The 19459-nt window shown below is 57.9% G+C and carries 17 protein-coding genes; 3 read left to right on the plus strand and 14 right to left on the minus strand.

From position 1 onward, the window contains the following. Positions 1–388 precede the first annotated feature (388 nt). Positions 389–664, plus strand: coding sequence for a DUF2574 family protein (locus ABLV07_RS19480; protein ID WP_072035705.1), 276 nt, complete (start codon positions 389–391; stop codon positions 662–664). Between the two features lie 323 nt (positions 665–987). Then, positions 988–1305: a hypothetical protein gene (locus ABLV07_RS19485; RefSeq protein ID WP_015704250.1), complete on the plus strand. Its 318-nt coding sequence runs from the start codon at positions 988–990 to the stop codon at positions 1303–1305. A 28-nt stretch (positions 1306–1333) separates the two neighbouring features. On the opposite strand, the gene ABLV07_RS19490 is transcribed toward ABLV07_RS19485, so the two are convergent. Genes ABLV07_RS19490 through ABLV07_RS19500 form a run of 3 tightly spaced genes read right to left on the minus strand, consistent with a single transcriptional unit; the run spans position 1334 to position 6278 of the window. Then, positions 1334–2458, minus strand: a complete 1125-nt coding sequence (locus tag ABLV07_RS19490) for an ABC transporter permease (protein ID WP_015368483.1) — start codon at positions 2456–2458, stop codon at positions 1334–1336. Next, complete coding sequence (gene rbbA / locus ABLV07_RS19495; protein ID WP_348853800.1) at positions 2458–5217, minus strand: ribosome-associated ATPase/putative transporter RbbA; 2760 nt, start codon at positions 5215–5217, stop codon at positions 2458–2460. The genes ABLV07_RS19490 and rbbA overlap by 1 nt, the downstream gene beginning before the upstream one ends. Continuing rightward, on the minus strand, positions 5214–6278 hold the full coding sequence (locus tag ABLV07_RS19500; protein WP_026612414.1) for an HlyD family efflux transporter periplasmic adaptor subunit: 1065 nt from the start codon (positions 6276–6278) through the stop codon (positions 5214–5216). The genes rbbA and ABLV07_RS19500 overlap by 4 nt, the downstream gene beginning before the upstream one ends. Before the next feature lie 370 nt (positions 6279–6648). Here ABLV07_RS19500 and ABLV07_RS19505 point away from each other — a divergent pair, with 370 nt between their 5' ends. Beyond that, entirely contained in the window at positions 6649–8043 is a 1395-nt protein-coding gene (locus ABLV07_RS19505; protein WP_042896120.1) for a diguanylate cyclase, read from the plus strand. Between the two features lie 47 nt (positions 8044–8090). Here ABLV07_RS19505 and trpS read toward each other — a convergent pair whose 3' ends face one another. From trpS to ABLV07_RS19560, 11 genes are all read right to left on the minus strand, one after another. Next, positions 8091–9098, minus strand: a complete 1008-nt coding sequence (gene trpS / locus ABLV07_RS19510; RefSeq protein WP_042896117.1) for a tryptophan--tRNA ligase — start codon at positions 9096–9098, stop codon at positions 8091–8093. 199 nt (positions 9099–9297) lie between these two features. Then, positions 9298–9627 (minus strand): multidrug efflux SMR transporter, encoded by a 330-nt coding sequence (locus ABLV07_RS19515; RefSeq protein WP_004204123.1) that lies wholly within the window; start codon positions 9625–9627, stop codon positions 9298–9300. 17 nt (positions 9628–9644) lie between these two features. After that, positions 9645–10058, minus strand: coding sequence for a multidrug efflux SMR transporter (locus ABLV07_RS19520; RefSeq protein WP_047054127.1), 414 nt, complete (start codon positions 10056–10058; stop codon positions 9645–9647). 31 nt (positions 10059–10089) lie between these two features. After that, entirely contained in the window at positions 10090–10758 is a 669-nt protein-coding gene (locus tag ABLV07_RS19525) for a hypothetical protein (protein ID WP_059476342.1), read from the minus strand. 12 nt (positions 10759–10770) lie between these two features. Next, the gene (locus ABLV07_RS19530; protein WP_015368476.1) at positions 10771–11391 is read right to left on the minus strand and encodes a phosphate propanoyltransferase; all 621 of its coding nucleotides are present in this window, start codon (positions 11389–11391) and stop codon (positions 10771–10773) included. After that, on the minus strand, positions 11388–11786 hold the full coding sequence (locus ABLV07_RS19535) for a BMC domain-containing protein (protein ID WP_047080332.1): 399 nt from the start codon (positions 11784–11786) through the stop codon (positions 11388–11390). The genes ABLV07_RS19530 and ABLV07_RS19535 overlap by 4 nt, the downstream gene beginning before the upstream one ends. A 12-nt stretch (positions 11787–11798) precedes the next feature. Further along, positions 11799–12746 carry a choline TMA-lyase-activating enzyme gene (cutD, locus tag ABLV07_RS19540; RefSeq protein ID WP_348853803.1) on the minus strand — a complete coding sequence of 316 codons (948 nt, stop codon included), beginning with the start codon at positions 12744–12746 and terminating at the stop codon, positions 11799–11801. 85 nt (positions 12747–12831) lie between these two features. Continuing rightward, the gene (gene cutC / locus ABLV07_RS19545) at positions 12832–16218 is read right to left on the minus strand and encodes a choline trimethylamine-lyase (protein ID WP_126027707.1); all 3387 of its coding nucleotides are present in this window, start codon (positions 16216–16218) and stop codon (positions 12832–12834) included. Between the two features lie 133 nt (positions 16219–16351). After that, positions 16352–17533, minus strand: coding sequence for a 1-propanol dehydrogenase PduQ (locus tag ABLV07_RS19550; RefSeq protein ID WP_126027706.1), 1182 nt, complete (start codon positions 17531–17533; stop codon positions 16352–16354). Between the two features lie 17 nt (positions 17534–17550). Beyond that, positions 17551–17808 carry a EutN/CcmL family microcompartment protein gene (locus tag ABLV07_RS19555; RefSeq protein WP_015368471.1) on the minus strand — a complete coding sequence of 86 codons (258 nt, stop codon included), beginning with the start codon at positions 17806–17808 and terminating at the stop codon, positions 17551–17553. Between the two features lie 24 nt (positions 17809–17832). Continuing rightward, on the minus strand, positions 17833–19434 hold the full coding sequence (locus tag ABLV07_RS19560) for an acetaldehyde dehydrogenase (acetylating) (protein ID WP_126027705.1): 1602 nt from the start codon (positions 19432–19434) through the stop codon (positions 17833–17835). Positions 19435–19459: the final 25 nt, after the last annotated feature.

Here is a 19459-nt window from a genome sequence, read left to right on the forward strand (position 1 = left end):
GGAAAAGGTGCGCAGCACCGCCTCCGGGGAAAGCCGCTGTCATAGCAACGTAAACGAAAGGTTCAGTCGAAAGACCGGGCCTTTTGTTTTTGTGTTTTGCGGTCAGACGCGCTGCCATCTCCCCCGGTGGCGCTGCGCTTACCGGGGCTACAGACCCCGTAGCCCGGAAAAGGTGCGCAGCACCGCCTCCGGGAAAACATCCGGCCCGGTCGCCTGGTTCGTTAACATCAGTAATACCTATCACACTAATAGCTCTCAGTATAATTGTCCTTATTAATTATATGGATTATCTTTCCTGCGTGATGACATCAACGCATCACTTCTCCTGAGGGAGAAAAATAGAAAGCAAATCGCTTATTTCTCATCCTGTTAACTGGTTATAAATTCAATGAAAAAACCGCTAATTGGGATTCTGACATTAGCTTATGGATTGAGCTTGCCTGCATTCGCTGCTGATACCGCTACATTAACCATCTCCGGGCGTGTGGCTACACCTACCTGCAGCACCAATATCATTAACGAAAAAGCTCAACAGCGTTGTGGGCAAAATAATTACCTCATTAACACGCAAAATATGGCAGTCCCATCTCACGGGGTGGTTACCCAAACGGTGAATTTACCGAATGATGCAAACAGGAAAATAATTATCAGCAGCTACGATTAATCACCCACTTATATTTCCGCGCCATTATATTGCCCAGCGGCGAAATAATGGCGCGCTGCTATCAGCCATAAAAATCAGCCAGTTGTGGGCTTGAAAATTTATTCCCGTCGCTTAATACTCTCCTCCCGCTTATTCCCACCAACGACAGGGTTATCCACTCTTTTTGGTGTTGATGTGATACATCATTAACACTTTGTTAACTTGATCTGGTTTAAGTGACGGTAAATTTGATATACAAATAGGGTAGATTGCCTGTATGGATGCTGCCCGGAATGCCTTGCGATGAATGTTGCAGGTCATCGGCTGGCAATATGAGAATATAAATGAAAATCCTGCTTAACTGGCCGCCGTTGCGCCAGATCGTTACTTACATTCAGGAGCGCTTTACCTTTCTGGTTCTGCTCTGCTGGCCAGCGATTATCTGGCTGTTCTGCCGGGTTGGCGTGTGGCTTACTGATAGCACTTATCAACTGCTGGGAAAATCGCCTGCCCACTCTTTCACCGTTTATCTTCAGCCGTTTATGACGCCCGGCACGTTGCTACGCATTTCTATCAGCTGGGTTGTGCTGCTATTCATCCTTTTCAGTATGGCAATGGCCTTCACCTGGGGTCTGCGCCGCTTTATGAATCGTCAAAAATAAGCCATCGGCGCAGCGCCTGCTCCAGGTTTTATGCCATCTCACCAATTGTCTTGCGAAAACGCAGCAGCGCAATGGTAAAGAAAGCGCCGCCGATAGCGAACAAAATTAAAAACTGCGGCCAGACGATGGTAAAGCTGGCGCCGCGGTAAAGTATCGCCTGCGCGAGGCTGACGAAATGGGTGGTCGGCATGGTCAACATAATGTCCTGAACCAGCTGCGGCATACTCTCCCGTGGCGTGGATCCGCCGGAGAGCATCTGCAGCGGCAGCAGCACCAGGATCATCAGTAGCCCCAGTTGCGGCATAGAACGGGCGAGCGTGCCCATAAAAATGCCAATGGAGGTGGTGGCGAACAGGCTGAGCGCAACCCCCAGCATAAACAGAGGAATCGACCCCTCAATCGGTACCTGCAAAACTCCCTGTACCATCAGCAGTAGCGACAGCCCGGAGACAACCAGTACCACCAGACCCATCGACCAGATCTTGGCCATCATTATCTCAAACGGCGTTACCGGCATCACAAGCAGGTGCTCAATGGTGCCGTGCTCTCGCTCGCGGATAAGCGCTGAGCCGGTGAGGACAATTGCCAGCATGGTGATGTTGTTAATAATCGCCATCACCGCGCCGAAGCGCTCTTGCTCAAGGTTAGGGTTAAAGCGCATCCTCACCGCCAGCTCTACCGGAAGCGCACTGTTGTCGCGATAACGGGCGACAAAGCTGTTCACTTCACCGCTGATAATATTCTGGATATAGCCGTTGCCGGTAAAGGCCTGGCTCATTCGCGTGGCGTCGACGTTGACCTGCACCTCCGGCTGACGACCGGCCAGCACATCGCGCTGGAAGTTTGGCGGAATATTGATGGCGAATGTGTATCGTCCCGCATCCAGCCCGGCATCCATTTCATCGGCGCTGATCAACTCCGGCGTTAAAAACCACGGCCGATAAAAGCCGTTAATGATCCGCGATGAGAGCTGTGATTTATCCATATCGGCAATGGCGATAGGCGCCAGGTGCAGTGAGCCGGGCATTACCGTGGCCGAGGAGTAAACCGACACGGTAAAAGCAAACACAATCAGCGCCAGCATCGCTTTATCGCCGAGCAGGCTGCGCAGCTCTTTGATACCGAGGTTATAAATATTGCGTAATCCGCGCATCACCCCTCCTGTTTTTTCAGCAGCCACACGCTCAGCCCGAGCACCAGCGGCACCGCAATCAATAGTGGAATGAACGAAACCCACAAATCGCTAATATTCAGCGCCTTGGAGAAGGTGCCGCGGGCGATGGTCAGGAAATGGCTGGTCGGGTAGATTTGTCCGATCCAGCGACCTGGCCCCTCCAGAGATGCCACCGGGTCGATCATCCCGGAGAACTGGGTGGCCGGAATCAGCGTAATAATCGCGGTACCGAAAATAGCGGCGATTTGGCTCTTCATAAATGTTGAGATCAGCAATCCCAGCCCGGTAGCGATGGTGACATACAGCAGAGCCGCCAGGGTGAGGGTCAGGAAACTGCCCTTATGCGCGACGCCAAATACGAAGACCGATAAAGCGCATAGTAGAAAGAAGTTAAACATCCCCAACACGATGTAAGGCAGCTGTTTGCCGAGCAGGAACTCGCTGCGGGTGGTCGGCGTCACGTACAGGTTGATGATCGAACCGAGCTCTTTTTCACGCACTACGCTCAACGCGCTGAGCATCGCCGGGATCATCATCAGCAGCAGCGGGATCACCGCCGGGACGATGGCCGGCAGGCTCTTTACGTCCGGGTTATAGCGATAGCGGGTCTCGATGGAAATAAGCGAGGTCTCACGATTCGGGCTACTTTGCTGCCCGGCCATCTCCTGCAGCCAGGCCAGATGCATCGCCTGTACGTATCCGCGCACCGTTTCCGCGCGATTTGGCATTGCGCCGTCCACCCAGACACCAATTTGCACCGGCGTTCCGCGGGCGATATCGCGGCCAAAGTTCGGCGGGATTTCTATCGCTACCGCCAGCTCGCCGTTACGCATTCGACGATCCAATTCGTCATAACTCTGCAGTGGCGCCTGCTCGATAAAGTAGCGTGAGCCCGCGATATTCTGCGACCAGTTCTGGCTGCTGATAGTTTGATCGCGGTCGAGGACGGCAAAGCGCAGATCCTCGACGTCCATGCTGATTCCATACCCCATGATAAACATCAGGATCACCGTCCCCAGCAGCGCCAGCGTCGATCGTACCGGATCGCGGCGTAGTTCCAGCGCTTCGCGGCGGCTATAACTAAACAGGCGGAGCAGGCTGAATGACTGGCGTGGGGACGCGTTCTGCTGGTGTGATACGACAGCAGGCGGCGCGGGCGTGGTAGAGACAGAAACGGTCGGTTGTGCGGCATCCGCCGCTTCCTGCAGCCAGGCGATAAACGCCTCTTCGAGGTTGGCTGAGCCACGTTGCTCAACCAGCGCCTGCGGCGTATCGCTGGCCAGCACCTTGCCGGCGTGCATCAGCGAGATGCGATCGCAGCGTTCGGCCTCATTCATAAAGTGGGTGGAGATGAAGATGGTGACGCGATCCTGCCGCGCCAGGTCGACCATCAGCTGCCAGAACATATCGCGCGCCACCGGGTCAACGCCAGAGGTGGGTTCATCGAGGATCAGCATCTCCGGGCGATGGATTACCGCGACCGCTAATGACAGGCGCTGGCGGATCCCCAGCGGCAAGTCGGCGGGAAGCGCGTCTTCAACCTCGGTCAGCATAAAGCGTTTGCTCATTTCAGCGACCCGGCCGGCTATTTCATGATCCGGAATGTGAAACAAGCGGGCGTGCAGCTCCAGGTTTTGCCGTACGCTCAGTTCGCTATAGAGCGAGAAAGCCTGCGACATATAACCCACTCGTTGGCGGGTGGCGATATCTTTCGGGTCGACCGGCTGGCCGAACAGCCAGGCCTCGCCTTCGCTGGCGGGCAACAGGCCGGTGAGCATCTTCATGGTGGTGGATTTGCCGCAGCCGTTAGAGCCGAGGAAGCCAAAAATTTCGCCACGGGCGATACGAAAGTTAACGTGGTCGACGGCGACAAAGTTGCCGAAGCGCATGGTCAGGCCGCGCGCTTCAATAGCGATCTCTTCCTCACTGCTGTCGCGCGGCGGGATGACAACGTCTTTATGCGCCAGGCGCTGCGCTTCCGGCAGAAGCGCGATAAACGCCTGTTCCAGTGTCTGGCTACCGGTCTGTTTTTTGAGCGCCGCCGCGCTACCGGTCGCCAGAATCTCGCCGGCGTTCATCGCCACCAGCCAGTCGAAGCGCTCGGCCTCTTCCATGTAGGCGGTGGCAACCAGCACGCTCATTTCCGGCTGGCGCTGGCGAATGCTGTCTATCAGATCCCAGAACTGCGCGCGGGAGAGCGGATCGACGCCGGTAGTCGGTTCATCAAGGATGAGTAGCTGCGGGTCGTGGATCAGCGCACAGCACAGCCCAAGCTTTTGTTTCATTCCACCGGAGAGTTTACCGGCAGGGCGATCGCGAAACGGCGCCAGCCCGGTGCTCTGCAGCAGTTCGTTGATACGAAGTTCACGCTCGGCTTTATCGTGACCAAACAGGCGAGCGAAGAAGTCGACGTTTTCATAGACTGATAGTGTATGGTAGAGGTTTTTCCCCAGGCCCTGCGGCATCCAGGCGATTTTCGGGCATACCTGCTGGCGGTGACGAACGTCGCGCATATCGCCGCCGAGCACCATCACGTTACCCTGCTCGATGGCCCGCGCCCCGGCGATAAGCGAGAGCAGGCTTGATTTGCCGACCCCATCCGGGCCAATCAGGCCAACCATACGCCGCGCCGGGATCGCCAGGTTGATATCGCGCAACGCGATGGTGGCGCCAAACTGCTGGCCAACGTTTTCCAGCAGGGCGACGGGAGGCGAAGTATCCTGCGGCGTCAGTTTCATTGCGGCAACCTCACCGTCAGCGCTTCAGGCCAGCTTTTCTGCTTATCCAGTCGTACCCAGGCCATCCCAGGCAGGCCGGTTTTGACATATTCCAGATGCTGCTCCAGTAGCTCTGGCGGAATGCGCGCCTTGACGCGGAACATCAGCTTGAGCCGCTCGTCGCTGGTTTCTACCGTTTTTGGCGTGAATTGCGCGACGCTGGCGACAAAGCTGATATTTGCCGGGATCACCAGCTCTGGCGCGGCATCAAGGATCAAGCGCGCTTCACTGCCGAGCGCCAACAGGCCCGCCTGCTCCGTTGGCAGGAAGAACGTCATATAGACGTCAGCCAGGTCGACCATGTTTAATACCCGCCCTCCGGCGGCCAGCACTTCGCCTGGCTCAGCAACGCGATACTGGATGCGGCCGTCGCGCGGCGCTTTTAGTTGGCTATCGTCAATATCGGCGAGGATCCGCCGATGGGTCGCTTCGGCGGCTTCAACGCGGGTTTTAGCCTGTATAATGCTGGTACGGGCGGCTTCAATGGCGGCGCGGGCGGCAGAGACCTGCGCTTTCGCCGATTCCAGCGCCGCGCGGGCGCTTTCAGCGGCCGCGCGATCGTCATCCAGCTGCTGAGCGGAGACGGCGCCTCGTTGCGAAAGGGTACTGGAACGGACGTGGCGTTTAGCGGTGGAATCGAGCTCCGCCTGGCGCTGCTTCACCACCGCTTCGGTGGCGCGCATTTCGCTCTGCCGCTGGTCGAGTAACGCATTGGCGGCGGCAACCGCGCTTTGCGCTTCTTTGATTTGCGCGGCGGCTTCCAGGCGCTGCTCATTGAGTACCCGCGTATCCATCCGCGCCAGCACATCGCCTTTATGGACGAACTGCCCCTCTTTGACCAGAATCGTCTCGATACGCCCGGCAATTTTGGTGGCGATATCGACTTCCGTCGCCTCGATGCGGCCATTACTGGCGGCGAAGCCCGGCGGGAGCCCGGCCGGGCGCAACATCCACCATGCTGCGGCGATAACCACCGCTGCAACTACGATATACCCGGTCCAACGTCGTTTGTTCTTATCCATACGCGACTCGCTCTGTTCCATATTGCTGAGTGGTGCGCGTTTCGCTATTTCGCCCGGCGGGACGATAAAAAAGGGGAGATAAGGCCGTCCGGCGCAAAATCCTGTTACGTTGCCAACCGGTGGGGAAGATGTGCTTTTAGAGTGGTCATCATCAGCAATCCTGGCCTTAAATGAAACACGCATATTTATAATCTGGATACTAACATTGGTAGCGGCAAAGTCCATATATAAACTATGGAATTGCGAACCCCTCATTGTAATGGCTGAGAACTACGCTATCCCTATGATTTTCTTCGTCTGGTTGACCAGCGGCAACTCATGTATGATCGGCAACCCCGAAATAGACTAACGCCCGGCGAGCGCTTTATTCATGAACGATGAAAGCAAAAAATATATCTCTGTTATTTTTAAGGAGTGGCTACCGCTGTATGACAGCCTGACGCCAGCCGTTAAGGAGGTACTTAAAAATATCGCAGAGGAGCAATCGGAAGCGTTAGCGGCCCGGTTTTATGATTTTATTTTTCAGGATCCGGATATTGCTCGCCACCTGACTTATGATTTAGTTCAGGAGCGACTGAGCCGCTCGCTGGCGCTATGGGTGAAGGAGATCCTGACCAGCGACAAAGCGCAGTTGCCGGCGCTGGCGGAACGCCAATATCAGATTGGCAGCATCCACGCGCGGATCGGCATCCCGGCAGAGGCGGTGCTGCGCGGCGCCCGGCAGATTAAGGCCGGGCTTATCGAGTATATCCGCAGCCACGTTAACGACCGCCCGATTGCCGTCGATGCCATCTATTACGCTATTATGGCGATTAATATGGCCGTTGAGATGATGTGCCATGCCTATACCTTATCGCACTATCGGGCGACCAAAAACGAAGAGGCTTATCGCCTGTATAGTTTGATGGACAATGTCCCGATGGAATATGGCAAACAGCAAGCGGCGCTTTCCGGTTGGGAAAATACGGCGATTTTTAATATTGTTAGCGAAAATAAAGCAAATACTAACGCTACGTTATTATCTGAATCGGAATTTGGTCTCTGGTTCCGCCATAAATGCGTACGCTATTTTAACAAAAATAGCCAGATGGACGAAATCGCCGCATTAATTTCGCAGGTCGACGACTTATTAATAGGTTGGCGGGCATCCGCCTCTGTCATGGATTATAAAAATACACAAAACCTGATTCAGGGGATCCATATTCATTGCCAGCAAATAGGCAGCCAACTGGGGGTGATTTTTAGCAGCTTGTCGCAGATGCAAAATGGCAAAGATGCGTTAACCAGCTTACTTAACCGCCGCTATTTGCCGGTAGTGCTGAAGCATGAAGTGACGCTGGCAATGGAGCATGAGCTGCCGATGACGGTGGCGATCATCGACATCGATCATTTCAAAGGCATTAACGATAACTGGGGCCATATGGTCGGCGACAGGGCGATTAAACATGTCGCGGAACTGCTCAGCGATAATATCCGTTCCAGCGACTATATCTTCCGCTACGGCGGAGAAGAGTTTCTGCTGGTGCTGGTGGAGACCGGCGTGTCAGAGGCGTTTACCATCCTCGACCGCCTGCGCAAGAAAATTAGCCAACTGGCGTTTAACGTTGGCGGCGACACGCAGATCCCGATCACCGCCAGCATTGGCTATGCCGTGCACTCCGGCCATCCCGATTACAACCTGCTGTTGCGCGATGCCGATAATGCGCTGTACGCCGCCAAACGCGAGGGGCGCAACTGCGTGAAAATGCACAAAGGCAGGGTATAAAACCGAGCCCCGGTAAACGTAGCGCGACCGGGGCAGGGCTCTGAAGCTCAAAACAGTACCGGCAGCCCCAGCCCGCGCTTCACTTCATGCAGCGTCTGCTGCGTGAGCTGGTGGGCGCGTTCGCTACCCTGGCGCAACAATTCCAGCAGCATTGCTTTATCCAGACTGTAGGTAGCCCGGCGTTCGCGGATCGGCGCCAGTAGCTCCTGCAAGCAGGTTTCCAGTTCATTCTTACACTGGCGATCGCCCAGCCCGCCGCGTTGATAGTGGGCTTTCATCTCGGCAACCCGCGCCTTATCGCTATGGAAAGCGTCGAGATAGGTGAACACCACGTTGCCGTCAACATGCCCCGGATCGCTGACTCTCAGGTGTGTCGGGTCGGTATACATCGCGCTGACCGCGCGGTGAATCTCCTCTTCACTGGCCGATAACGTCAGCGTATTGCCCTGCGATTTCGACATTTTGGCATTACCGTCGATGCCCGGCAGGCGGCTCACTTCGCTGAGTAACGCTTTGCAGTGGCGCAGTACCGGTTCGCCGGTGAGGCTATTCATTTTGTGAACGATTTCATTGGTCTGCTCAATCATCGGTAGCTGATCGTCGCCCACCGGCACCAGCTCGGCTTTGAAGGCGGTGATATCGGCGGCCTGGCTAATCGGATAGGCGAGGAAGCCAACCGGCAGCGAGCGGGCGAATCCCTTCTGGGCTATCTCATTTTTTACCGTCGGATTACGTTCCACGCGAGCGACGGTGACGATATTCATATACAGCGCGCTGAGCTCCGCCAGCGCGGGCAGAGCGGACTGCAGGCAAATAGTGGTGAGCCTGGGGTCGATGCCGACGGCCAGATAATCGGCCATGACTTCGAGGATATGGTGGCTGATTTTTTGCGGGTTGCTGCCGTTATCGGTGAGCCCTTGCAGGTCGGCGATCAGGATAAACTGCTGGTGGTCGTGCTGCAGCGCGACGCGCTGGCGCAGCGAACCGACGTAGTGGCCAAGATGTAGTTGGCCGGTCGGGCGGTCGCCGGTGAGGATGGTTTGTGGATGGTTCATCAGGGACTCCTTATCAGACTGTTCAGCCGAAAGACGTCCTGGAAATAACAAAGCCGCCTTCCGGCGGCTTTGAAAATGGAAACGTGTATCGTGCCGCCTGTTATGCAGGCAGCCACCAACGACGGGGGTAGGTAACGATAACGTTTCTGTTCATCTTTTTATCCTGCCACGAAATCACGGCGGGGTAAACCTGCTTCGATTACATGGTCGAGAAGACGTTCATGATCACGCCGCCGGAGATAATCAGCGCCATGGCGATAATGGCCGCCAGGTCCGGTTTCTGCTTATAGAGGATCATGGAGCAGATGGTGACGCCGACGATACCGAAGCCGCACCACAGCGAGTAGGCTACGCCCACCGGAATGGTGCTCATCGCGCGGGTGAGGGCGAAGTAGCACAGGCCGTAGGCGCAGACCACCAGCACCGAAGGCGCCAGCTTGCTGAAGCCGTTGGTTTTTTTGATCATTGAGGTGCCGGTGATTTCGGAGCCGATAGACAGCGCCAGCCATAAAAATCCGAGATTAAACATAGGGTGTTCCTTTCCTGTTAGTTGGCGATTTTCTTATCCATGGAGGCGACTGGCGTCACGGGCGCAGCCTCTTCGCTCTCTTCGGAACCCATTTTCGAGAACAGGTTCATGATAACGATGCCGCTGGCGATCACCGCCATGCCGATGATGGCGGCGGTATCCGGATGCTGGCCGTAGAATGCCATTCCCAGCGTCGAGACCACCAGGATACCGGTACCGGACCAGGTGGCGTACGCCAGACCGACCGGGATATCTTTCACCGCCCTTGAGAGCGAGTAATAGCAGGTGCAATAGAGCGCAATCAGCAATACGAGCAGCAGCATTTTTGTGCTGCCTTCGCTGCTACCGAACATTTTTAACGTCGAGGTTGCCGAGGTTTCGGAGAGGATAACCAGCAGCATCCATAACCAGCATTTTGTTTTCGAAGACATCGTTAAGCTCCAGGTTCATAGTTGGGTAAGGTCATATCTTTCTGTTTTTTAAATAATCAATGGCCGCATCGGTCAGCTGCGCGTGCGGGGCCGCCGCCAGCGCCGGATTATTCACCACGTCTGTGACGGTGAGATAACGGCGCGGTTCGCTGCTGGCGGCGGCAGGCGCGGTGGGTGCGTCCAGCGTCGCCAGCAGCTCATTCATGGTGCCGAGGAAGACGCCGCAGGCTTCCAGACGAGCCAGCGTGGCCTGCAGATGCCCGGCATAGGCGCTGTCGGCCTGCGCGCCGCGTAGCTGGTTGAGTTCGCTGAGCGGATCGCAGTGGTAGCGCAGCGCCAGCACGGGAATACCCGCCAGCAGCGCCTCGTGCGCGCAGCGGGCGAGCGGGCTGCTGAGCGTGCCGTTCAGCAGGTCTGAAGCCAGCGGATAATCGAGAAACGGCAGCAGTACCGCCCGCCACGGCGCTGACGGCAGGGCCTCCTGCCAGGCCGATGACGGGATAATCTCGCCCACCTCTCGCCACGCGGCGGCGTCAGCGAGGCCATCCTCCAGCGCGAGGCGTAGCGGATAGCCACTTCCCGCCAGGCGTTGGCGGATAGCCGCGCGATAGCCGTCAGCGGCGGTCACCATCACCAGTACCGGCGGGCGCAGACGCTGCAAAACTCGCGCAACTAAACCTTCAATCTGTTCGTCGGTCATGGCGAGCCTCCGTTAGCCGATGAGCGTCACCTGCGCGCCGTTTTTCAACCCGGCGGCATTGGCTTCTTCGGTATCGATGTGGAACTCCAGCGCGAAGTCATCGCGCACCCGCACCACCACTTCATCGAAAGTCAGCTGGCGCTCGCCGTTGCTGCGCACGCTGACCTTCTGGCCATTGCTAACGTTGAGTCGGCGTGCGTCCTGCGGCGACATATGAATATGCCGCCAGGCGCAGATCACCTGCGAATGGAGTTCAACGTGACCAGCGGGCCCAATCAGCAGCGCGCTACCGGCATTCTCCAGCTGGCCGGACTCACGAACTGGCGCCTTAATCCCCAGCGTGAAACAGTCGGCGCGCGACACTTCCAGCTGCGAAACCGGGCGGGTCGGCCCGAGGACACGGACGTTGGTCAGCGAGCCCTTCGGCCCGACAACGGTCACGCACTCCTGGGCGGCAAACTGCCCCGGCTGGCGCAGCGGTTTAAACGGCGTCAGGCTGTAGCCTTTGCCGAACAACGCCTCGACGTCCTGTTGCGCGAGATGGACGTGGCGGTTGGAGATCCCCACCGGGATCGCCGGCGCCGTTGCGCTCAGGCGGGCGGCGATTTTTTCGCGAACCAGGGTGTCGATCATGACTTCTTCCCTTTCTTCAGCGCCGGATGTTTATCTTCCGTTTCGTTCGGGGCGGCAGGGGGGACGATGGGTTCCGGGGCGGCGATAACCACCGGTTCGGCCGTTTTTTGCTCGCGCGGCGGGTTGCCTTTGAGGTTGCTTAACGCTTCAACCACGCAGCGTTCCGGGCGGGCAATCACCAGCGACTTCACGGTGTGCTCGGCGCCTGCGACCGCCACGCCGCGTTCGATAGCGGTGTGGATGGCGCTGATTTCCCCTTCAAAGCAGACGCTCACCAGCCCGGAGCCTGGTTTGCGATAGCCAATGCAGGTCACTCCCGCGGCTTTACAGGCGGCGTCGACGGCCTGAATGGCGGCGACCCATCCTCGCGTTTCAATTACGCCTAAACTTTTCATGGTCGGCTCCTGTTAATGGCGGACTAAGCGAATATCAAAATCAAATTGCTGGAAGAAGGTTTCCAGCCGGTTCAGTTCGTCCGGTGAATAAGACGGGTCCTGGGTAATCGGGTAGGGCATATCCAGGCGTTCGTACTTTTTGCGTCCCAACTGGTGGTACGGCAGCATGTCGATGCGGCGGATATTCCCGCGCTTCGCCAGCTTCTGTACGTAATCAATGGCGCCGGTAATGGCGTCGAACGAGTCGTTGTAGCCGCGAATGAGCGGCATGCGCACAATGACGTTGGCGCCGGAATCCACCAGCCATTCGAGATTGCGGCGAATCCCTTCGTTGCCGATGCCGAGCATCGCCTTGTGGTATTCGCTGTTAATCTGCTTTATGTCGAACAAGAAGGTGTCGGTGACCGGCGCCAGCTTCTGGTAGTTGGCAAGCGGGGTGGTGCCCTGGGTTTCGACGGCGGTGTTAATCATCATCTTTTTGCATTCGCTGAATAAGGCGACGGCAAAATCGGTCTGCAGGCTCATCTCGCCGCCGCCGATGGTGACGCCGCCGCCGGAGGAGATGTAGAAGTCGTAGTCCTGCATGATGATCTCCATCAGCTCGCTGACGGTGACGTCCTTGCCCATAATGTCCAGCGCGTTCTGGGTGCAAATCTCTTCGCATTTGCGACAGCCGATGCAGTCTTTATTGCGGTCGACGAAGTGCTTCATTTCGCCGTTCTCTTCCGCCCGATAATGAATACCCGCCGGACAGACGCTGACGCAGTCGCCGCAGTTAATGCATTTGTCGTGCGAGAACATCACCTGGAACTGGCTGCTCAGCCCTTCCGGGTTGGCGCACCACGGGCAGCGAATGTTGCAGCCCTTAAAAAACACCAGCGTGCGAATGCCATCGCCGTCATAGATCGAATATTTCTGGATATTGAAAATTCGGCCCGTTAATTCTTGTTTTGCGATCACGCTTGCCTCCCGCTCCGTCCCGTTACGGGACGGAGAACTTCCGGTTATTTCTCAAATACAGCTCATTTAATTCTCTTTAAGAGAGCTAGAACTTCTCAATCACCGTACGGCTGATGATCTCGTCCTGGACCTCTTTGCACAGCTCAACGAAGTAGGCGCTGTAGCCAGCGACGCGAACGATCAGGTCGCGGTATTTCTCCGGCTCCTGCTGCGCCTTCTTCAGTACTTCGTTATCGACGTAGCTGAACTGCATCTGGCCGTTGCCGAGAATCGAGGCGGTACGCAGCAAGGTAATCAGGCCGTGGCGACCTTCCGGGGTATCCAGCAGCCCTTTGAGGAACTTGAAGTTGTGCACCATGCCGATGTTCATGGTTTCCACGTTCATCTTGCTGACCGACTTGATAATCGCCGTCGGGCCTTGTTTGTCCGCACCCTGGGTTGGGCTGATGCCGTCGGAGAGCGGCATCCACGCCAGGCGGCCGTTCGGCGTGGCGTTGGTCAGCTCGCCGATTGGCGTATTGTTGGAGATAGACAGGGTGCCGTGGCTGAGGGTCGAGTAGAGCATTTTGTATTTACGGCACTCTTTCTCGGTCCATTCGGTAATATCCAGCGCGTACTGGTCGACGTAGTTATCGTCGTTACCGTATTTCGGCGCGTTCAGGCAGTCGCGGCGCAGCGCGTCGTAACCTTCAAAGTTGGCCAGTAGTGCATCGCGGATCTGCTCAAGGGTGTATTTCTTCTCTTCGAACACCAGCTTGCGGATTGCCGCCATCGAGTCGACGTAGGTCGCCAGGCCGGAGAAAATCAGCCCCGGACCGTGGTTGACCATCGCGCCGCCGGCGGCGACATCTTTGCCGCTCTCCATGCAGCCTTCGACCAGCAGCGACATCAGCGGCTTCGGCGCCACATCGCGGTGGACGCGCTGGCTGATGACGGTGCCGATGGCCGACAGGCGCACGATGTGGGCGATCTGCTGTTTCACCGCCGCGTCGAAATCGTCGAAGGTGCGCAGGTCGTGCAGGTCGCCGGTATCCAGCCCCTGATAGCTATCGAACAGCACCATCCGCCCGCGGTTGAGCACGAATTCGATAGCGATAGGCCACTGGGTGTAGCCGGTGGAGGTCCACTGATAGATGCGCCCGGATTTCTGCGGCTCAACGCAGCCCATCAGGCAGTAGTCGCGGGCGTCTTCAAAATCGAAGCCTTTGCGCAGCATCATCTTGATGTGGGAGTCATCGAAGTGGCAGGCCGGGAAGCCCATTCCCGCTTTCACCACGTCGACGATTTTTTCCATGTATTTCTGCGGTGACTGGTTGTGGATACGGCAGGCCAGCGACGGCTGGTAAACCTTCACAAAGCGCACGGCGTCCATAATCAGATAGGTCAGATCGTTACAGGCATCGCCGCCGCTACGTTTCTGACCGCCAACGGTGAGGTTGATAAACGGCTGATAACCCGCGAAATATTTCGCTCCCAGCTCGCTCGACATCCACATCAGTTCGGCACATTTGATGATGAACGCCTGCAGCAGCTCCAGCGCGCTGTCGTGGGTCAGGCGGCCTTCGCGGATATCGGCTTCGAACATCGGGTAGCAGTACTGGTCGACGCGCCCCAGCGACAGCCCGGTCTGGTTCTCTTCGATTTCAAACAGTGATTCGACGGTCCAGATACTCTGCAGCGCTTCCTGCAAGGTCTTCGGCGGATTGGCCGGCACGTTTTCGTTGACGTCGGCGATGGTCAGCAGTTCGGCGCGGCGCTGGGCGTTTTGCTCTTTAGCCGCCAGTTCGCGGGCGTGGGCGGCGATGCGGCGGGCGTAGTTGACCACCCCTTCACAGGTTTCAATCGCCGCTTTGTAGTAGTAGATACGGTCGATATCTTGCGGATTTTCCATGCTCAGGCCGGCCAGATGCGCCTCGGCATCGGCTTTAATGCCGTTCATCCCTTTGGTGAATAGCAGCACGTCGTAGCCCGGACAGGTATCGCCGCCGCCGTTAATCTGGTGATAGGAGAGATCGCTGACGAAGGTCTCGCCGCTGAAGGCCCAGACGCCGGCCTCACGGTATTGCGCTTCGCAAATCTCATCCAGCGAACGCCCTTCCCAGAACGGGACGATCTCTTCGCGAATGGTTTTTTTATCCGCTTCGCTGATTTCAAACGGATCCTGCGGGCGGGTGCTCATGGTGTCGAGTTCGTCGCGCACCCAGCGCCAGGCGATATCCGGCGAGAAGGCGCCCGCGCGCGGCTTGCCGCACGGATGGCCGACGATCAGCTCATCGTCCTGAATCAGAATCGGCGCGGTTTCGCAGGCGTGGCGGAAGGCTTTGGCGCGCAGCAGAATGGTCGGCATGCCCGGGTTGGCTTTGACCACTTCAGTAAAGGCCAGCGCGCGGTAGATAGAGACGCTCGGGCGCACCGTCAGGTAGTGGTTACGCAGGCGCTGCATACGCGGGGTTAAGCCTTCTATCGCCGGCGTGTCGGCGCAGGCGGCGAACGGCGCGTGGTTGACTTGCTGTACGCCGCTAAACAGACGCACCGGCAGATTCAGCGCGCTGAGGTTGCGCTGGGCGCTGATAAACATCGCCGAGAGTTCGTTCACTTCGGCGTTATCAAAAGCGGCGCCGTGCAGCATGGCGTCGAGCATCGGATAACCGTCAATGGCGCAGGCGGCGCGGACTTCGCTCAGTTCCGCCAGCTTGAACCACAGGCACTCCACGATTTCATAGGCCTGTTGGGCATTGAGCGCGCCGCTGTTGATATCGCGTTGGAAGTAAGGCAGTAGCGCGATATCCGCCCCTTGCGGGTTAACCGCATAGCTGCCGTTGTCCAGCTGTAGCGCCAGCTGGAACAGATAGAATGCCTGGCAGGCTTCTTTGAAATTACGCGCCGGATGGGCCGGAACGTGGTGCAGAATGGCCGCGCTATCGAGCAGCTCGGCTTTGCGATAAGCATTGGTTTCCGCGGCCGCCAGCTGTTCGGCGCTGTTGGCCAGATTTTGCGCCAGCGCTAACAGGGCGTCGCAGGCGTAGATGGCGGCGCGACAGCCGTTGACTTCATCCATACCGCTGCGGCTAACGGCGCTGCCGAGGGCGCGGGTTTTCTCTTCCAACTGGTGCTTAATCGCCAGCACGCCTTTTTCGACGACCAGGTTGTAGTCCGGTGAATCCAGATCGCTGTTGAGGTTGAGGAACTGGAACGCGGATGGGCGATGCGCGGCGCTTTCATCATGGAAAATCGCCCCGTGCGGTTTACGGGTCTGGTTACCGACGATCAGTTCGTCGGCGCTGATGGTCAGCGGCAGCTGGCGCATCAGTTCATAGAAACGGCGAGCCGGTTTGACGGCGGCGGGAATGCCCGCGATATCGCTATCCAGCGCGCTGAGGATCGCGGCGTGCTCGGTGCACAGGGTGCTTGCCTGCGAGCGTAAACGGTCTGCCAGCACTTTGACGCGCGGCGTTAAGCTGTAGTGTGCCATGTAGTATTCTCCAGATGTTCTTTTTCCGCGGCTGATGACAACCCGGTTGTGGATACAGTGTCCGTATTCCTGCCGGGTGGCGGCTGACGCCTTACCCGGCCTACAAATAACTCAGCGATCACCCGGTTATCTGTTACCCGTAGGCCCGTGCAAGCGGAGCGCCGCCGGGCGATTCCTGGCAACCGGACCAGGCCCGGCGATAAAGCTCGGTTAACGCGTTAGCGTCCGGCGCGCGTGGGTTGGTAGGGGTACAGCTGTCGCGCAGCGCCTGGCCGACCATCTCCGGCAAACGGCGTTCGAATTCAGCCGCCTCAATGCCGGTGTCGCTAATGCCGGAGGGCATGCTCATCTCTTCTTTTAAAGCCTGAATGGCGACCAGCAGGCTGGCGACGCCCTGGCGCGGCGAGGCGGCTGGCAGATCCAGCAGATGCGCCAGACGGGCATATTTCGTTGCCGCAAGGGTGTCGCACTGACCGTCGAAATCGGCGTTCCAGGCGACGACTTGCGCCATCAACAAGGCGTTGGCGCGGCCATGTGGCACGCGGAAGACGCCGCCGAGGGCGTGGGCCAGGCTGTGGGTTATCCCAAGCGAGGCGTTGGTGAAGGCCATCCCCGCCATGCAGGAGGCGTTGTGCATCTTTTCGCGCGCCTGCAGGTTGTCGCCGCTGCGCCAGCAGGTCGGCAGATAGCGAAATACCTGCTGCACCACTTTCTCCGCCAGCGCGTCGGAAAAGTCGCTGGCGGCGCGGGAGACGTAGGCCTCAAGGGCGTGACACAGCACGTCCATGCCGGTGTCGGCGGTAATTGCCGGCGGCACCGAAGCCACCAGCGCCGGGTCAAGAATGGCGATATCCGGTAGTAGCGACGCATCCACCAGCACCAGCTTCTCCGCATTGGCTTTCACCACCGAAAAGGCGGTGACTTCCGAGCCGGTGCCGCTGGTGGTGGGGATGGCGACGAAGCACGGACGGGGACGGTTGCCCTGCGGACGGGTCTGCGCCAGGGAGAAAATAACCGCTTTGGCGGCATCGATTACCGAACCGCCGCCGAGCGCGATAACCAGATCCGGATAGTGGTTATCCATCAGCTTCATGCCGCGCACCACGGTGGCGATATCCGGATCCGCCACTACGTCGTCCCACATCTGCCAGGCGATCCCGCGCTGGCGCAACAGGGCGGTGACGCGCTCGGCGAGGCCAAACTTCACCATCGCTTTATCGGTCACCAGCAGTACGCTGCGGGCGGAAAGTTCGTTCAGCACCGAGAGGGCGTCCTGACCGAAGCAAATCCGCGGTTTCAGTAAAAATTCACTCATTGGGCTATTCACTCCTGTTAGGCGTCCCGAAACACGTTCTCGACAATGGCGACCACCGACATCGCTTTGTAGCGGTCTTTATTGAGCGCGAAGTACTCTTCCGCCAGCACGATGTCGTGCATGCCGGCGCCGACGTTATCGACGGCAACCCAGGTCTGGTCTTTCATCGGCTGCTGTTTGTCATCTAAGCGGGTGATCAACAGCAGGTTGCTGCCGCGTAGCTCATCGCATTTCTGCGTGGCGACGACATGGCCGGTTACCTTTGCGAGAATCATCGTTTATCGCCTTATATCAGTGCGTTACTTAGCGAGGCGCTCCAGCACCTGGCGAATAACGCGTTCCACGTTTTGTTCGTTGATTTCACCTTCCATACTGGCGGCGCCTGCGCTGGCGAAACGGTCATCGTTGCCTGCGGAGCACGCTGGCGCGGCATTGGCCGGAGCGTTGAAACGCACGTCATCAAGAATGCTGCGCTGCGGATCGCTCGCCGGAGTAACGATGGTCGGCTGGGGCTCAGGGCGGCTGCCCGGCGCGCGCAGCTCGTCAATCGAACGCACGCCATAGCCGACTTTGCGGATATTGAGCAGGTTCATCGGGCCGACGTTGTCGGAGCTGGAGCCGCCGCCGACCGCGCCGCAGCCGAGGGTCAGCGCCGGAGAGATGTTGGTGGTCGCGCCGATACCGCCGAGCGCCGCCGGAGTATTAATCAGAATGCGGTTGACCGGTTTTTCGAGGCTGAACTGGCGGATGACGTCCTGATTACGGGTGTGGATCACCAGCGTATGGCCGAGTCCTTCGTTGGTCAGTAGCTCCACCACGCGGTGGCAGGCGGCTTTCCAGTCCTCTTCCACGTACAGGCCGAGTACCGGGCACAGTTTTTCGCGCGAGTAGGGGTTTTTCGGCGATACGGTGGTCTGCTCGGCGATCAGTACTTTAGTGCTGGCCGGGACGCAGAATCCCGCCATCTGGCTGAGGTACAACGCGGTTTTGCCGACCACTTTCGGGTTGATGGTGCCGTTCGGGCGCAGCAGTAGCGCCGCCATTTTCGCCGCCTCATCTTCATTCATGAAGTAGACGCCCTGCGCTTCCAGCTCGCGGTGAACCTCGTCGTAAATGCAGCGTTCGACGATAATCGACTGCTCGGAGGCGCAGATCACGCCATTATCGAAGGTTTTGCTGGTGACGATATCTTTCACCGCGTGGTGGATATCGGCGCTGCGTTCGATAAACGCCGGGCCGTTACCCGGGCCGCCGCTGATGGTCGGGGTGCCGGAAGCGTAGGCCGCGCGCACCATGCCTTCACCGCCGGTGGCGAGGATCAGCGACACGTCTTTGCTGTGCATCAGTTCGGAGGTGGCTTCGAGCGTTAACTGGGTGATGCCGTCAACGCTGCCTGCCGGCGCACCGGCCGCTTCTGCCGCGCGTTTGACGATTTCAATCGCCTTCCAGCTGCACTGACGCGCGCCCGGATGCGGGGAGAAGATAATGGCGTTACCGGCCTTGAGGGCGATCAGCGCTTTGTAGATGACCGTAGAGGTTGGGTTAGTTGAGGGTACCAGCGCGCAAATCACGCCGAGCGGCACGCCCACGTCCATCACTTTTTTTACCGGGTCGTCATGAATGATGCCAACGGTCTTCATATCTTTGATGGCGTCGTAGACGCGCAGCGAGGCGAAACGGTTTTTCAGCACTTTGTCCTGCCAGTTGCCAAAACCGGTCTCTTCCGCGGCCATTTTCGCCAGCGCTTCGGCGTGGTGCGCTGCTTCCTGGGCCACGTTTTTCACGATGGCGTCGATTTGCTGTTGCGAAAAGGTGGCCAGAATCGCCTGCGCCTTTTTGGCGTTGCGCACCAGTTCCCGCGCGTTCTGCCGGGATTGCAAATCGTTATCCAGTTCAATCATGAGTCTATCCTTCATCAGACGAAAA

Source organism: Klebsiella sp. CN_Kp097 (assembly GCF_040064495.1).
Lineage (GTDB): Bacteria > Pseudomonadota > Gammaproteobacteria > Enterobacterales > Enterobacteriaceae > Klebsiella > Klebsiella aerogenes.

Bases quoted from the DNA above. Each gene is read 5' to 3' on its own strand.
- trpS (WP_042896117.1), bottom strand. From the start codon at position 9,098: ATGAACCATCCACAAACCATCCTCACCGGCGACCGCCCGACCGGCCAA.
- ABLV07_RS19535 (WP_047080332.1), bottom strand. From the start codon at position 11,786: ATGAAAAGTTTAGGCGTAATTGAAACGCGAGGATGGGTCGCCGCCATT.
- ABLV07_RS19530 (WP_015368476.1), bottom strand. From the start codon at position 11,391: ATGATCGACACCCTGGTTCGCGAAAAAATCGCCGCCCGCCTGAGCGCA.
- ABLV07_RS19525 (WP_059476342.1), bottom strand. From the start codon at position 10,758: ATGACCGACGAACAGATTGAAGGTTTAGTTGCGCGAGTTTTGCAGCGT.
- ABLV07_RS19500 (WP_026612414.1), bottom strand. From the start codon at position 6,278: ATGGATAAGAACAAACGACGTTGGACCGGGTATATCGTAGTTGCAGCG.
- ABLV07_RS19505 (WP_042896120.1), top strand. From the start codon at position 6,649: ATGAACGATGAAAGCAAAAAATATATCTCTGTTATTTTTAAGGAGTGG.
- ABLV07_RS19560 (WP_126027705.1), bottom strand. From the start codon at position 19,434: ATGATTGAACTGGATAACGATTTGCAATCCCGGCAGAACGCGCGGGAA.
- ABLV07_RS19555 (WP_015368471.1), bottom strand. From the start codon at position 17,808: ATGATTCTCGCAAAGGTAACCGGCCATGTCGTCGCCACGCAGAAATGC.
- ABLV07_RS19520 (WP_047054127.1), bottom strand. From the start codon at position 10,058: ATGTCTTCGAAAACAAAATGCTGGTTATGGATGCTGCTGGTTATCCTC.
- ABLV07_RS19490 (WP_015368483.1), bottom strand. From the start codon at position 2,458: ATGCGCGGATTACGCAATATTTATAACCTCGGTATCAAAGAGCTGCGC.
- ABLV07_RS19550 (WP_126027706.1), bottom strand. From the start codon at position 17,533: ATGAGTGAATTTTTACTGAAACCGCGGATTTGCTTCGGTCAGGACGCC.
- rbbA (WP_348853800.1), bottom strand. From the start codon at position 5,217: ATGAAACTGACGCCGCAGGATACTTCGCCTCCCGTCGCCCTGCTGGAA.
- ABLV07_RS19480 (WP_072035705.1), top strand. From the start codon at position 389: ATGAAAAAACCGCTAATTGGGATTCTGACATTAGCTTATGGATTGAGC.
- ABLV07_RS19485 (WP_015704250.1), top strand. From the start codon at position 988: ATGAAAATCCTGCTTAACTGGCCGCCGTTGCGCCAGATCGTTACTTAC.
- ABLV07_RS19515 (WP_004204123.1), bottom strand. From the start codon at position 9,627: ATGTTTAATCTCGGATTTTTATGGCTGGCGCTGTCTATCGGCTCCGAA.
- cutC (WP_126027707.1), bottom strand. From the start codon at position 16,218: ATGGCACACTACAGCTTAACGCCGCGCGTCAAAGTGCTGGCAGACCGT.